Genomic DNA, 15,985 nt, shown 5'->3' on the forward strand with positions numbered 1-15,985 from the left:
TCCAGGTGCGAGTGCCGCGGGTTCGCGGGCCGGACTACCGGCGGCTCGCGCGCCGGAAGCCGATGGCCGCGGGCACGGCGAACAACAGCAGGGCCGCGCCGGACCAGGCGAGGGTGAGCAGCAGGGGCCGGGCGATGGGACCCTCATCGGCCAGGCCGCGCATCGCGTCGACGGCCACCGACATCGGCTGGTTGGCGACCACCGGCTGAATCCAGGTCGGGAAGGCGACGAGCGGCACGAATCCGGTGCTGAAGAACATCATCAGCGAGGCGAGGATCGTGATGCCCTCGACCAGTGAGGCCTTCGCGCTGTAGACGGCGACGGCGGTGACCATGGTGGCGAAGGCGAGTCCGAACACCACGGGGATCGCCAGGAATACCAAGGCGGCCAGTGGACCGTGGTGGAAGCGGAAGCCCAGCAGATAGCCGACGATCAGCACCGTCACGGTGCCCAGCAGGATGCGGCAGCCCTCGGCGAGGATGCGCGAGATCAGGCCCGAGGCACGATGCACGGGCAGCACCCAGAATTTGGCCAGCAGGCCGGCGTCGCGTTCCCGGCCGAGCAGCACGCCACTGGCCACGGCGCCGGACAGCGCGCCGACAAGGGCGACCATCGGGACCGAGCCGTAGAGGGCATCGTCACCGGTGAACTTCTCGATCTGTCCGCCCACCACGATGTTGAGCATCATCAGCAGCAGACACGGGATGAACAGGGTCTCCAGTAGCGTGACCGGGTTGCGTGCCCAGCGCACCAGCAGCCGTTCGGTCTGGATCAGCGTGTGCCGCAGCAGCGACACCGCCGAGGTCTCGAGTTGTTCCGCCATCAGGCCCTCCTCGAACTCAGCCGGATGGCCACCGGCGTGCAGATCGCCAGCATCCCGGCAAGCCACAGCAGCGACGGGGTCACCAGCGACCAGGTCACCGTCCCGGCATTGCCCAGGGTGTCACCGGCCAGCGCGCGCAACACGATCGCGAACTGGGAGACCGGTTGATTGCGGACGAACCACTGGATCCACTCCGGGAACTGGCTGGCGGGGGCGAGCCCGGTCGAGAGCATACCGAAGATCAGCGGGGGTAGCAGCAGTGCCTGCGAGGTGGCTTCGGGGCTCTTGGACAGCGTGCCGATCACATCCGCGCCGAGGGTGAACGCGAGTCCGATGAGGACCGAGAACGCCAGATACCCGAGAGTGTGCATGGCGTCGAGCCGGAACCGGAAACCGATCACATAGCCCGCGGCGATCCCCGCGGCCAACGAGATGAGCAGCCGGAACAGGTTGGCCGACATCCGTGCTGCGACCGGAACCAGCGGGCGCAGCGGCATCGCGCCGAAGCGGCGGTTGAGGCCGGCCACGGAATCGGTGGCCGAACGGAACGCCGCCGAGATGGCGGTGAACGCGGCGGCCTGCAGGATCACCAGCGGCATCATGTACTGGGCGTAGCTGCTGAAACCGTTGCCGGAGAACGTCATCACGGTTTTCAGCGGGATATAGAAGCTGGCCGTGAAGGCCGCGGGTGCGAGTACCGAGGCGAGGAACTCGCCGGATTTGATCGAGGGCACGATCAGCCGGGTGCTCAGGACCCACCACTGCTGCACCGTCTCCGGTGTCGCGCGCGCGGAGGTGTTCCAGGTGGCGGCGGTCATGCCGTGGCCTTCGAATCGTCCTCGTTCGAGGCCAGATGACCGGTGAGCTGCAGGAACACATCGTCGAGCGAGGGCCTGCGCAGGGCGATGTCGACGAGTTCGACCGAGGCGCTGTCGAGTCGGCGCAGGGCCTCGGCGAGCGTTTTGGCACCGTCGGGCGCGGGGATGGTGATGCGGTCCGATTCGGGAGTGAGCGCGGCCAGGTTCTCCGCGGGAAGCAGCGAGCCGAGCGCGGCGACGATGGTCGGCAACCCTTCCAGGTCCAGCGGCACGATCTCGCAGTAGCTGCCGCCGGTGCGATGTTTCAACTCGTCCGCGGTGCCGGAGGCGATCACCACGCCGTGATCGATCACGATGATCTGATCGCTGAGCGCATCGGCTTCCTCCAGATACTGGGTGGTGAGCAGGGTGGTGATGCCCGCGGTCTTGAAGCCGCGCACCAGGTCCCAGACGCCCTGCCTGCTGCGGGGGTCGAGTCCGGTGGTCGGCTCGTCGAGGAAGACGACATCGGGTCGCACCACCAGCCCGCAGGCGATGTCGATGCGGCGGCGCATGCCGCCCGAGTAGGTGCCGACGCGCCGGTTCGCCGCCTTCTCCAGGTCGAATTCGCCGAGCAGTTCTCTGGCCCTGGCCTGCGCCGCCGGTTTGCGCAGCCCCATCAGTCTGCCGAACATGACCAGGTTCTCGTAGCCGCTGAGCATGTCGTCGAGCGCGGCGTACTGCCCGGTCAGCATGATGCGTTTGCGGACCGCGGCCGGGTCGTCGACGACATCGTGGCCGGCCACCACCGCCCGACCGCTGTCGGGCGTGACGAGGGTGGACAGGATGTTCACCATGGTCGTCTTGCCCGCGCCGTTGGGACCGAGGATGCCGAGCACCTCACCGGGGGCGGCCTCGAAATCGACACCGCGTAGGGCGTGGACGTCGCCGAAGGACTTCTCGATCCCTTCGACCACGACACCACCGGTGCGCGGGTTGCTCTGCACGAGAGTGTTTTCGACGCTCATATCCGGTCTCCTGCTTCCAAGTGGTCGTCGAGCAATGGTGAGATCACCGACAGTGCATAGGGATTGGTCAGTTCGTCGTGGGTCACATCGACGTCGTGGTTGGTGATGTCGCCGGTGACGTAGGCCCGCCAACCGTCGGGCCCCATCCATTCGGCGGGGTCCACCGTGGCGCTGAAATAGACGACGTCACCGTGGTAGACCGGCCGCTGATATCCGGTCCGCGTGCCCGCGGAGGCGTTGTAGGAGCCCGCCATTCGCTCGATCGTCGCCGCGTCGACGAGTTCGACCCCGCCGAGCCGGGCGGTGATGAGCTCGGCCGCCTCCTCGGCGCTCGACTCGGCGGGGACGTCGTCGATGCCGAAGACGGCGCCGAAGGTGTTGATGAACGCGCCCGCCGACAACCGCTCGATGGTGTCGCCGTCGATATCGGCGGTGTCGGTGTCCAGGAGCGCGACGACCCCCACCTGCTCGCCCGCGGCGGACAGTTCCACCGCCATCGCCTGGGCGATGAGACCGCCGAACGACCAACCGAGCAGGTGATAGGGGCCCCTCGGCTGCACCGCGCGGATCTCGCGCACGTAGCGCTGGGCGAATTCCTCGATCGAGCGTGCCGACGGCTCGCGACCGCTGAGGTCGGGGGCCTGGAGTCCGTAGATCGGTCGCCCCGGCCGTAGCTGTTCGGCCAATCCCAGGTAGCTCCAGGACATTCCGGAGGAGGAGTGGACGCAGAACAGTGCGGGTCGATCCCCGCCCGGTCGGATCGGAAGCAGCACATCGAGGCCGAGGCCGCTCGGCCCCGGCTCCGCGATCGCCGCCGTGTGCGCGGTCATGGCGGCGGCTTCGTCGGCCGAAGCGGCCTGGGCAGCAGGGGTTTCGGCGAATCGTGCTGCCGCGCCGAGCGCCTCGACCCACAGATTCGCGAGGTCGGCGACATCTTCGCGGGCCAGAAGCCGAGCCGCGTAACCGAAGTCGGCCTGGAGGCGGTCGCCGACCACCATCGCGTTGATATCGATCGCCGACATGATCGGTACCTCTGGGTGTTCGGCCGCCTCGAGATCGCCGAGCGCGTCGGTGGGTAGCCAGCCCAAGCCCTCCAGTCCGGCGGGTGTGTCGACCGAGGTGTGCCTGCCGAGATAGTTCACGCAGATCTGACCGGGGAGCCGCGCCGGGAGTTGTTCGGCTGCTTCGGGATTCAGATAGCGCAGCAGACCGAATCCGATGCCCTTGTCCGGAACCGCGGCGAGGTCGTGCTTGGCTCGGCGGATGGCCGTGCCCATGGCGGGTCCGCCGGACAGGGCGTCCTCGACGTCGATGTCGGCGAGGTCGAGACGTACCGGGTACAGGTTCGTGAACCAGCCGATGGTCCGGGACAGGTCGGCGCCGGGCACGACTTCCTCCTGCCTGCCATGTCCTTCCAGGCGCAGCAGCGCCGAGGGTTCGTCCACGCCTCTGCGCGCACGCCATCGCACCAGCGCCAGTGCCAGAGTGGCCAACAGCGCGTCGGTGACGCTGCCGTGGAACAGGCGGGGCAGGGTGGTGAGCAGAGCTGTGGTGGTGTTCTCGTCGACCTCGATGTCGAGGCGGCGGACCGTCCGCCCCTGGTCGATGGCCGGATCGAGGTGGCGGGCACCGAGCAGCGGGTCGGGGCCGTTCACCACCTGTTGCCAGTACGGGAGTTCGGCCAGGCGCCCCTCGGACCGGGCCTGCTCGGTCAGCGCATGCGACCAGCGCCGCATCGAGGTGCCGATCTCGGGCAGTGCCGGGGTGGCGCCCGCCGCTACCTGGGCCCAGACGGTGATCAAGTCCTGCACCAGAATCCGCCAGGAGACGCTGTCGATCGCGAGGTGGTGTGCGACGACGATCAGGCGTCCCGGTCGGGTGTGTGAACCGGCGTCGCCGACGGGATCGAGCCAGACGAATTGGAGTACGACGCCGTCGGCGGGACGCAGGCGGTTCATCGCGGAGTCGAGTTCGGTCTGCGCGTATTCGCGCAGGTCGATCGAGTCGGTGGCGTCGAAGGCCGTGCGGTGCACGAGTGCGTCGACGTCCACCGAGCCGGGGTCGGCCACCTGTAGCCGCCAGCCGTCGTCGTCTGCCCACAGGCGTGCCCGCAGCATGTCGTGTCGGTCGATCGCGGCGGTGAGTGTGGTGACGAGTTGCGCGCGGTCGATGCCGATCGGCAGTTCCAAGACCGCTGTTTGGGCGAACCGGTCGAAATCGCCGCCGCGTTCGATCATGTACCGGACGATCGGGGTGAGTGGCAGGTCGCCGGTGCCGCCGCCGGGCAGTTCCTCGAGTGCCTCGAACGTCTCGGCGGAATCGACAACCGCGCCCAGCGCCGCGACCGTGCGGTGTTCGAACACCTGCAGCGGTGTGCAGTGCACCCCGCGCAGCTTCGCCTGGGTGACCAGCTGGATGGCGAGGATGCTGTCGCCGCCGAGGGCGAAGAAGGAGTCGTCGATGCCGACCTGCGCGCGGCCGAGCAGTTCGGCGAAGACCTCGGCGAGCACCAGTTCGGTCGGCGTCTCCGGGGCGCGGTACGGGGTGTCGTCGGTGACGAACACCGGTTCCGGCAGTGCTTTTCGATCGAGCTTGCCGACCGCGTTGATGGGGATCTCGTCCAGGACGACAAAGGCGGCGGGGAGCATATAGGCGGGCAGGGCGTCGGCCGCCGTGGCACGGATGTGCGCGATATCGAGCTCGGCGCCGGGCATCCGCACCAGGTAGGCGGCGAGGGTGGTGGAACCGGTCGGACCCGGAATGCCCAGTGTCACAGCGAGATCGACACCATCGATGGCGCCGAGCACCGCGTCGATCTCGCCGAGTTCGATGCGCTGGCCACGTACCTTCACCTGGAAGTCGGTGCGACCGAGGTATTCCAGCGCCAATCCGGCGGGCCTGCGAATCCACCGCACCAGATCGCCTGTGCGATAAAGGAGTTCACCGGAGCCGCCGAACGGGTCGGCGACGAATCGCGCTGCGGTCAAGCTCGGCCGGGCGTGGTAGCACCGCGCGAGGGCGGTGCCCGCGAGGTACAGCTCGCCCGCGACGCCGACCGGTACGGGGCGCAGTCGGTCGTCGAGGACCAGTACCGCCGCACCGCGAACGGGAGTGCCGATGGTGACCGGTGCGGTGGCGGAGAGCGGCTCGGATCCTGTTGCCCAGATGGTGTATTCGGTCGGGCCGTACAGGTTCACCATCGTGCGACCGCCCGCGTCGCACCAGCGGGCGACCAGATCGGGGCCGACCGCCTCACCCGCGACCGCGAGGACCCGAAGGCTCGACACCTCGGCGGAATCGATGGTGGCCAGTGCCGACGGCGTGATCACCATGTGGGTGACCGACTCGGCGGCGATCAGTTCCGCGAGCGGCGCGCCGCCGAAGACCTCCGGCGGGGCGATCACCGAGGCCCCGCCGCCGCCGAATGCCATGAGCGCCTCGAAGATCGACGCGTCGAAACTCGGTGAGGCGACCTGCAATACCCGGGCGTGTTCGTCGAGGGTGAGGTCGGCGCGCTGGGCGGCGACCAGGTCGGCCAGGCCGCGATGGGTGACGGTGACGCCCTTGGGAGTGCCGGTGGAGCCGGAGGTGTAGATCATCCAGGCCGGGTTCTCGACCCTGATCGGGACCGGCAGGTCCTCGGTGGTGAGGTCGGCGTCATCGGTGGCGTCCAGGCGCGCGGCGAACTCGGCGTCGTCGAGGATCAACCAGCGGGTGGTGTCGGAAAGCTGTGGTCGGTATTCGGCGAGGGTGATCCCGACCTGGGCACCGGAATCGGTGAGCATGTGGTCGATGCGGTCCGCCGGATGCTTCGGGTCGACCGGCAGGAAGGCCGCGCCCACCTTCGCCGCTGCCCAGATGCCGGTGTGCAGCTCGGCGCAGCGGGGCAGGCCGAGCGCTACCACGGTTTCGGTATGGGCCCCCGCCTCGATCAGCAGCCTGGCCAGCTGGTTCGACCGGGCGTGCAGCGCGCGGTAGGTGGTGGTGCCGGGTATCCGCGCGGTGGCGCCGGTGACCAGCGCGGGCCGGTCGGGGAACGCGCTGGCGGTGGCGGTGAGCAGCTCGGCCAGGGTGGTCGTTCCCGCGGTGGCGGGACCGCGGACCGGAATCAGCTCCGCGCGTTCGGCTTCGGCGAGGATGTCGATATCGGCGAGGCGGATGTCGATGTCGGCGAGGACGGTGGACAGGACTTGCCGCCATCGTGTCGCGAACGCGGCGACCGTGCTCGCGTCGAACAGGTCCGTCGCGTAGGTCAGGACGCCGTCGATGCCTTCGGGTCCTGTTTCGCCGAACCGTTCGCGCAGGTCGAGCGTGAGGTCGAAGGCCGAGGAGCGGCGGTCGAAGTCCTCGACTTCGAAGCGGAGTCCGGGCAGTTCGAGCACCGGCTCGATGAAGTTCTGCAGCGACAGCGATACCTGGAACAGCGGGTGGTGGGCGGTCGACCGGGTGGGGTCGAGTGCCCCGACGAGCTGCTCGAACGGCACGTCGGCGTGGGCAAAGGCGTCGAGATCGGTGGAGCGGACCGTCGCGAGCAGTTGCCGGAAGCCGGTGCCGGGATCGACCGGCGTGCGCAGGGCCAGGGTGTTCACGAACATGCCGACGAGGTCGTCGAGGGCGGCTTCGCCGCGACCCGCGATCGGGGTGCCGATGACGACGTCGCCGGTGCCGCCGAGCCGGGCCAGCAGGACCGCGAGTGCGGCGTGGACCACCATGAACACGCTGACGTTGTTCGCGGCGGCGAAGTCGATCAACGCGCGATGGGTCGGTGCGTCGACGGTGAAGTCGACGTCGTCACTGCGCATCGACTGCACCGCGGGGCGGGGGCGATCGCTGGGCAGTTCCAGGGCGTCCGGGGCGTCGGCGAGGTTCTCGCGCCAATACTGGATCTGCTGTGCGGCGACGGAGTCCGCTTCCGTGCCGGTGCCGAGCAGTTCGCGATGCCACAGGGCGAAGTCGGCGTACTGCACGGCGAGCGCAGGTCGGCTGGGTGCCGCGCCCGATACCCGCGCCGAGTACGCGGCCACCAGGTCGGTGGCCAACGGCGCCATCGACGCGCCGTCGGCGCTGATGTGGTGCACCACGAGGACGACAACATGCTGCTGGGCGGCATGGGAGCCGTTGGCGGAGCCGGCGGAGGCCGCACCGGTGAGGCGGTACAGGCCGACCCGCAACGGGGGCTCACGGGTGAGATCGAATCCGGTTCCCGCCAGTTCGTTGATCCGATCCCGCAGTGGCGCACCGTCTTCGGTATCGATCAGCGGCATCGCGGGGGTGGAGCCGTCGATGCCGACGACGACCTGGCGTGGGCCTTCGGAGTCGGCGGGATAGCGCGTGCGCAGGCTTTCCTGGCGTTCGACCACGTCGGCGAGTGCTCGGCGCATGGCCTCCACGTCCAGTGATCCGGTGAGGCGAAGGGCGATCGCGATGTTGTAGGCCGACGACTCCGGGTCGAGCTGGTTGAGCACCCACATCCGCTGCTGGGCGGGGGACAGCGGGATGCGGTCGGGGCGCGGGCGCGGGGCGAGGGCCGGGCGACCCGCGCTGCCCTCGGCGGTGGGGACGACCCGCGAGGACAGCTGGGCGACGCTCGGTGCGTCGAACAGATCACGCAGGGCGATGCCGGACCCGAGTGCCGAATTGACCCGGGCCACCACCTTTGTCGCACTCAGCGAGTTGCCGCCGAGCTCGAAGAAGGACTGGTCGACGCTCACCCGCTCGCTGCCGAGTACCTCGGCGAACACCTCGGCGACGGCCTGTTCGATCGGTGTGCGCGGCGCGAGATAGGACTGCTGGGTCACCGAGAAGTCCGGTATCGGAAGGGCTTTGCGGTCCAGCTTGCCGACGGGGGTGAGCGGGATGTCCTCCAGGACAACGACATAGGCGGGCACCATGTACCCGGGCAGTTCCGCCGCCACCTGCGCGCGCAGTCGCTCGGTGTCGAGTTCGACAGTCGGCACGGGAAGCACGTAGGACACGAGCACGGTGGCGCCCGCCGGTCCTTCGCGCCCGATCGTCACCGCGTAGTCCACCTCGTCGACGCGCGAGAGCACCGCGTCGATCTCACCGAGTTCGATCCGCAGGCCGCGAATCTTGACCTGGAAGTCGCTGCGGCCCAAGTATTCCAGGGTGAGCACGTCATTGTCGCCCGCGACCCAGCGCACCATGTCACCGGTCCGGTACATGCGTTCCCCGGCGATGCCGAAGGGGTTGGCGACAAACCGGCTCGCGGTCATCTCGAACCGGTTGAAGTAGCCACGTGCCAGCGCGGGACCGGCCAGATACAGCTCGCCCGCGATGCCGATCGGCACCGGCCGCAACCAGCTGTCCAGGACCACCAGCGCCGCACCACGAATCGGTCCGCCGATGGTCACCGGCTCGCCCGCGACCAGCTCGGCGGGGCCGGTCGCCCAGATGCTGAACTCGGTGGGGCCGTAGAGGTTCACCATCCGCCTGCCCTCGGCCCACTTCTCGATGAGCTCGGGGGTGGCCGCCTCGCCGGCCACCGACAGCACCCGCAGATCGGTGAGATCGGTGGGTTCCATCGTTGCCAGCGCCGACGGGGTGATCACCGCGTGGGTGACCCGCTCGGTGCGCAGCAGCGTCTCGAGTTCGGCGCCGCCGTAGACCTCCGGCGGCGACACGACCAGGCGTCCACCCGCCGCGTGCGCGGTCAGCATTTCGAAGACGGAGGCGTCGAAACTGGGGGAGGCGACCTGCAACGCGCTGGCAGACGGGTCGAGTGCCAGGGTTTCCCGCTGGGCGGTGACGAGATTGGCGATACCGCGGTGGCTGAGCAACACCGCCTTGGGCTTGCCGGTGGAACCGGAGGTGTAGATCAGGTAGGCGGTGTGATCGATATCGATTGCGCCGCCGCGTTCGTCGTCGGTGATCGGCGCGTCGGAGACCAGCATGGCGCGGCGCATAGTGTTCAGGTCGTCGAGCAGCAGCCAGTCGATGGACCCGGGCAGGTCGTCGCCGGTGGCCGTCACTGTGACGCCGATCGGGGCCTTCGAATCGGTGAGCATGTGCTCGATCCGTTCCACCGGATAGCTCGGATCCAGCGGAACGAACGCCGCACCGGTCTTGGCCAGCGCCCACACGGCGACTACCGATTCCAGTGACCGGGTCAGCGCGAGCACCACGAACACCTCGGGGCCGATCCCGCGCCGGAGCAGGACCCGGGCGAACCGATTGGACCAGGCGTCGAGTTCGCCGTAGCTCATCCGCAGCTCTCCCGCGCTGACCGCGATCGCGTCGGGGTCGATGCGCGCGCCCGCCGTGAGGACGTCGGCCAGTGTGCGCATCGGCAGCGGCGGTGGGCCGTGAACCGGTGCGAGCGTGGCCGTTTCGGCATCGCTGCAGGACCGCAGCTGCGACACCATCGCATGTGGGTTCTCGCCGAGTTGGGCGAGGAGTCGGATGAAGCGGTCGAGGAGTGACTGCGCCGCAGTGTGTTCCAGCTGATCGGCCATGAACTTCACCGTGATGCGCAGGGCATCGCCGGCACCGGCCTCGCCGCGCAGCGGAATCACCATGAGGTTCAACGGGTACGGCGTCGCGTCGGTGCCCTCGATATCGAGCACTCGCATGCCCGCGATATCCAGGGCTTGGGACAGCGCCTCGCGATCGATGGGGTAGGACTCGAAAACGGTAAGGGTGTCGAACAATTCGGCCAGACCGACGGCGCGGTGGATGGCGGCGAGGCCGACGTGCTGGTGGTCCATGAGCCGCGCTTGTTCAGCCTGCACGCGTGCGAGCAGATCGGAAACCCTCTCCGACGGATCCAGTGTCACCCGCACCGGCACGGTGTTGATGAACAGCCCGACCATCTCCTCGACCCCGGGCAGTTCCGGCGGCCGACCGGACACCGTGGCGCCGAAGACCACATCGGTGCGGCCGGTGAGCATGGCCAGCAGCATCGACCAGCCGGCCTGGACCAGGGTGTTCACGGTCGCACCCGCTGCCCTGGCGGCCGACTCGAGGACCGCGACCGTGTCGGCGGACAGATCGTGCGAGAGCATCCCGGTCTCGGTCGACTCGATCCCCGCGAGCGTGGGGACGGCTCGGGTCGGCGTGTCGATCCCGGAGAGGGCCAGTTTCCACGCGTCCAGCGAGGCTTGGGCGTCCTGGTCTTCGAGCCAGGACAGGAATTCGCGGTAGGACCGGGCGGGCGGCAACATCGACGCGTCGCCCGCGGTGACATACAGGGTGAGCAGTTCCCGAACCAGCAGCGGTGTCGACCAACCGTCGAGCACCAGATGGTGATTGGTCATCACGAGCCGGAAGTGCTCCGGGGCGGTCCTGATCAGCGTGAAGCGCAGCAGCGGGGGATTGGTCAGGTCGAAGCGGGTCAGCGCGTCGAGTTCGATCACCCGGTCGAGTTCGCGCGCTCGCTGCTCGTCGTCGGCGATCTCGGTGAGATCGATGTCGTGCCAGCGGATCTCGGCCGAAGACAGGACCAGTTGGCGGGGTCCGTCGTCGGTCTCGACGAAGGCCACGCGCAGATTCTCGTGCCGATCGATCAGCGCCTGTGCCGCGCCGCGCAGCCGGGTGGCGTCGACCGTGCCAGCCAGGGTGAGCAGCGATTGGACCGTGTAGCCGTCGGCGGTGTCGGAGTCGTAGAGCGCGTGGAAGAGTAGGCCGTATTGCAGCGGTGACAGCGGCCAGACATCGGTGAGCTTCGGGTAGGTGTGCTCCCAGCGTTCGATCTGTGGCTGATCGACCATGACGAGCTCGAAGTCCGAGGGGGTACGGCCGCCCGCGTCGCCGGATCCGGCGTGGGTGACCAGCGCGCGCAGGGCCTGCGACCACAGCTCGGCCAACTCGCGCACCTCGGCCTCATCGAGCAACCTGCTCGCGTAGGCCCAGGTGACCTCCAATCCGGCATCGGTGAGCACCGCGTTGATATCGACGACAGCGGCCAGCGGCGCGCGGTCGTCGTTGGTCGCGGCGAAGCGTTGCGGTACCCAGGGATCGCTGCCGGTCACCGCCCTACCGAGATAGTTGAAGCTCAGCTGGGGTGTCGGCGCGTCCGCCAGCGCCGCGGCGGTCTCGTCGTCGAGATAGCGCAGCAGGCCGAAGCCGACACCGCGATCGGGGACCGACCGCAACTGCTCCTTGGTCACCTTGATCGCCGAACCCGCCGCGCGTCCACCGGCGAACGCGTCGCCGAGATCGATCTCGGTCAGGTCGAGCGCGACCGGATACACGCTGGTGAACCAGCCGACGGTGCGCGCGACATCGGCGCCGGGCAGCAGGGATTCACTGCGGCCGTGGCCCTCCAGCGTCAGCAGGGCGCCGGTGCGTTCGCGCCACCGGCACACGGCCATGGCGAGCGCCGCGAGGAGCACTTCGTCCGCGCCGCAATGGAATTGCTCGGGCACCGCGTGCAGCACGGTGTGTGCGAGGTCGGCCGGCACCGTCGTCTGCCATTGCGCCATGGTGGTGACCACGTCGACGGCCGGATCGAAGGTGGCGGGCTGTGAGGCGAGGGCGAAGGACGGATCGGGTGTGGCCAGGATTCGCTGCCAGATCGGCAGTTCGTCGATGCGCGAGGCGGCGTTCTCGACCTGGCCGTGCGCCCAGCGGCGGAAGGAGGTGCCGACGGGGTCGAGTGCGCCGCCGAAGGCCGCGGTGGCCAAGTCCGGCAGCAGGATTCGCCACGAGACGCCATCGGTGACCAGGTGGTGCAGGACCAGCCAGCACAGTGGGTCGGCGTCGGCGCGTTCGATCATGACGAATCGGGCAACAGCGCCCACGGTGGGATCCAGGCGATCCGCGGCATCCTGGAGGGCCCGGTCGACCCTGTCGTCGGTGTCGGCTCGGACCACGTCGATCAGCGTCGCGGCGTCGACCGAACCACGTTCGGCGACAATCCATTCCCAGCCATCAGACGTTCGGCGCAGCGACGAACGGAGCAGATCGTGGTGTTCGAGCAGGACCTGTAGCGCCGCGGCGAGCCTCGGGCGGTCGAAGTCGGCGGGCAGCCCGATGAGCACGGCCTGCCCGTAGCGACCCCAGGTGTCGCCGTGCTCGACCATCGCGTGCACGATCGGGGTGAGCTCCACCGCGCCGACGCCGCCACCCGGCAGTTCGTCCACCACCACGACCTCGGTCTCGTCCGCGACCGCGGCCAGCGCGGCGACCGTCTTGCGTTCGAAGACATCGCGGGCGCTGAACGAGATACCGGCGGCCTTCGCGCGCGAGACCAGCTGGATGGAAACGATGCTGTCGCCACCGAGGGCGAAGAAACTCTCGTCGACCCCGACGGTGTCGAGTCCGAGTACTTCGGCGAACAGGGCTGCCAGAGTCTGCTCGCGCGGCGTGGACGGCGCGCGGCTCGTGACGGTGCGGGCGGTGAAATCCGGTGCGGGCAAGGCCTTTCGGTCCACCTTGCCGAGGGGGGTGAGCGGAACCTCGTCGAGAACCATCACCACGGCGGGCACCATGTAGGCCGGAAGACGTTCACCGACAGCGGCTTTCACCGCTTCGGGATGGACCTCGGCGCCCGGCTCGGTCGTGAGGTAGGAGACGAGCGCGGTCGCGCCGGTGGCGGTCTCGACGCCGAGGGTGATCGCGAAATCGATCTCGGGAAGTCGCTGCAACGCGGCGTCGATCTCGCCCAGCTCGATCCGGTAGCCGCGCACCTTCACCTGGAAGTCGCTGCGGCCCTGGTATTCCAGGGTGAATCGCCGGTCGCGGTCGGTCCACCGCACCAGATCGCCGGTGCGATACATCCGCTCGCCGGGCGCGTGCGGGTTCGCGACGAACCGGCTCGCGGCCAAGCCGCTGCGCCGGTGGTAGCCACGCGCGACGCCCGGCCCGGCGAGATACAGCTCGCCCACGGTTCCCGCGGGGACCGGTCGCAGCCAGGAGTCGAGCACCAGACCCGACACGCCACGGACGAGGCTGCCGATCGTCACCGGGGCGCCGGGGACCAGCGGTTCGGTCAGGGTCGTGGTGACGGTGGTTTCGGTGGGGCCGTAGCCGTTGATCAGGGCGCGCCCTGCCCACTTCGACACCAGCTCCGGCGGGCAGGCGTCGCCGCCGACGACGATCGTGCGCAGATCGGGCAGGGTCGCCGGGTCCAGGGAACCGACGACGGCCGGGGTGACATTGAGATGGGTGACGCGATGCGTGCGCAACACCTGCGCCATGTCCTCACCCGCGTACGCCGACGGCGGGACCACCGCGAGGGTGGCACCGGCCGCCAGGGTCACCAGGATCTCCTCGACGGAGATATCGAAGCTCGGCGACACCGCGTGGGCGACGACGGAGTCGGCGTCGACGCCGAATCCGGCCCCCGAACTCGCGGCGAGATTCGCCAGGCCGCGATGCGAGACCAGGACGCCCTTGGGCAGCCCGGTCGACCCGGAGGTGTAGATGATGTAGGCGACCTGATCGAGCCCGATCGCGGCGGTTCGCTCGGCATCGGTGATCGGGGCGACGTCCTGTGCGGCGAGGTCCGCGACAGTGGTTTCGGCGTCGAGTGCGAGCCAATCGACCTTGTCGGGCAGGGACTTACGGACCTGGGTGACGGTCAAGCCGGTGACGACACCGCTGTCGTCGATCATGTGCTCGATCCGGTCATCGGGATAGGTCGGATCGATCGGGACGAACGGCGCGCCCGTCTTGGCCACCGCGATCGTGGCGAGCACCGATTCCGCGGAGCGCGGAATAGACAGCGCGACACCGTGTTCGGGGCCGGCGCCCGCGGCGATCAGCAGGCGGGCCAGGCGATTCGTGTACTCGTCTACTTCGCGGTAGCTCAGGGTGTCGTCGGCACCCCAGCGCAGGGCGACAGCGTCCGGATCGATCGCGGCGCCCGCGGCGAGGATCTCGGGCAGGGTCTTCGGCTCGACCCCGGCCGGGCCACGCGCGGGCACCGAGGCCGCCTGCTCGGCGGCCGAGAGGACCGGCACCGTCGACAGTGGGGCATCGGGTCCCGCGACGAGAAATCGGTGCAGGAACATCAGGAAGCGAGCGTGGTGGGCCGCCAGCTCGGCGTCGCTGTAGAGATTGCCGTTGCCCTGTAGATCGATGTGGGTGCTCTCGCCGCCCACGCCGGGGTACAGGTTGACGAACAGGTCGTCGATCAGGCCCGAGGTGAGCACATTGAGCCGTCCGACCACCGGGCCGAGCGCGATCCTGGTGTCCACCATCATCAGATTCACGGCAGGACCGAACGACGCCGCCTCGTCCATCGCCCAGCCGAGATCGCGGACGATGTCCTCCTGGCGATATCGCTGACGCCGCAACGCGCCGGTCAGTTCGGCCTGCACCGCCAGGATCGCCGCGCCGACGGTCGTCGTGGGATCGAGGGTGACCCGCAGCGGCACGACATTGGCGAGCATGCCGCCCGAACGGCGCAGGGTCGCCGAGGTCCGCGCGGACACCGGCAGGCTCAAGACCACCTCCGGTGCGCCGGTCATCGCGGCGAGATAGGCGCCGAACGCGGCGACCACCGTGGGCGCGACGCCCGAGTTCACCGCGGCGGCAACGGAATCCAGCAGGGCGGTCGTCTCCGCGGGCAGGGCGCCCGAGACCCGGTTGGGGTGGCCGTCGACCTCGGCGTCACGGCCGGCGAGGGTAACCGGATCGGCCAGGTCGGCCAGGTGGTCGCGCCAGTACTCGCGGTCGGTCGCGAAGCGGGTCGAGGTCCGGTAGGCCAGATCGGCTTCGACGATCTTCTGCAACGGCTCGGCTTTGGTCGGCGGCGGCTCGCGGCCGTCGAAGGCGGCGTTGTAGAGCTCGCCGGTGCGCTGGACGAGGGCGAGCGCGCCCATCCCGTCCAACACGATGTGGTGCATGCGCGCGTACCAGAACCAGCGGTCCTCGGCGACCCGCAGCATGGCGAGGCGGACCAATCGGTCGCGCATCACGTCCAGCGGTGCGGTGTACTCGGCCCGCATCCAGGCGTGCGCGGCGGCTTCCGGGTCGGGGCGGTCGCGCAGATCCACTCGGGCGATCTCGTCGTCGAGGGACAGGTCGACGATCTGATGTGGCCGGCCGTCGACGTCGACCAGTCGCAGGTAGCCGGTGCCGAACTCACGGCCGGTCTGCCGGACCGCCTCGGTGAGCAGCGTGTGGTCGATCTCGCCGGACAATTCGACGTATTGGGCGATGGAGATGGGCGTATCGCCCGCGATGTGCTGGGCGAACCAGATGCCGCGCTGGGCGGCGGACAGCGGAAAAGGGCCTTCTGGTGCGATCATGAGCGAACCTGCGTTCTCATGTCTCGAGCTCGGTGTTCACGATGTGTCCCGACCGTCGCGTAGCTACCTGGGTGGTAGTACTCGCCGTTGCGTACTGCGCTCTATGTTCATTCTGAACCAGCG

General features: G+C 69.0%; 4 protein-coding genes. All 4 read right to left on the minus strand.

Going from position 1 to position 15,985, the window contains the following annotated elements; all coding sequences use genetic code 11:
• Positions 1 to 34: 34 nt before the first annotated feature.
• From NS1_RS11380 to NS1_RS11395, 4 genes are read right to left on the minus strand one after another with little or no spacing between them, the layout of a single operon-like run.
• The gene (locus tag NS1_RS11380; protein WP_062983973.1) at positions 35 to 823 is read right to left on the minus strand and encodes an ABC transporter permease; all 789 of its coding nucleotides are present in this window, start codon (positions 821 to 823) and stop codon (positions 35 to 37) included.
• Complete coding sequence (locus NS1_RS11385; protein WP_056812303.1) at positions 823 to 1,641, minus strand: ABC transporter permease; 819 nt, start codon at positions 1,639 to 1,641, stop codon at positions 823 to 825. The genes NS1_RS11380 and NS1_RS11385 overlap by 1 nt, the downstream gene beginning before the upstream one ends.
• Positions 1,638 to 2,648, minus strand: coding sequence for a daunorubicin/doxorubicin resistance ABC transporter ATP-binding protein DrrA (locus NS1_RS11390; RefSeq protein ID WP_062983975.1), 1,011 nt, complete (start codon positions 2,646 to 2,648; stop codon positions 1,638 to 1,640). The genes NS1_RS11385 and NS1_RS11390 overlap by 4 nt, the downstream gene beginning before the upstream one ends.
• Entirely contained in the window at positions 2,645 to 15,862 is a 13,218-nt protein-coding gene (locus NS1_RS11395) for a non-ribosomal peptide synthetase (RefSeq protein ID WP_062983976.1), read from the minus strand. Before NS1_RS11395 ends, NS1_RS11390 begins: the two co-directional genes overlap by 4 nt.
• Positions 15,863 to 15,985: the final 123 nt, after the last annotated feature.

The sequence above is a fragment of the Nocardia salmonicida NBRC 13393 genome (genome assembly GCF_001613085.1).
In the GTDB taxonomy this organism is placed as follows: Bacteria; Actinomycetota; Actinomycetes; order Mycobacteriales; family Mycobacteriaceae; genus Nocardia; species Nocardia salmonicida.

Bases quoted from the DNA above. Each gene is read 5' to 3' on its own strand.
- NS1_RS11380 (WP_062983973.1), bottom strand. From the start codon at position 823: ATGGCGGAACAACTCGAGACCTCGGCGGTGTCGCTGCTGCGGCACACG.
- NS1_RS11385 (WP_056812303.1), bottom strand. From the start codon at position 1,641: ATGACCGCCGCCACCTGGAACACCTCCGCGCGCGCGACACCGGAGACG.
- NS1_RS11390 (WP_062983975.1), bottom strand. From the start codon at position 2,648: ATGAGCGTCGAAAACACTCTCGTGCAGAGCAACCCGCGCACCGGTGGT.
- NS1_RS11395 (WP_062983976.1), bottom strand. From the start codon at position 15,862: ATGATCGCACCAGAAGGCCCTTTTCCGCTGTCCGCCGCCCAGCGCGGC.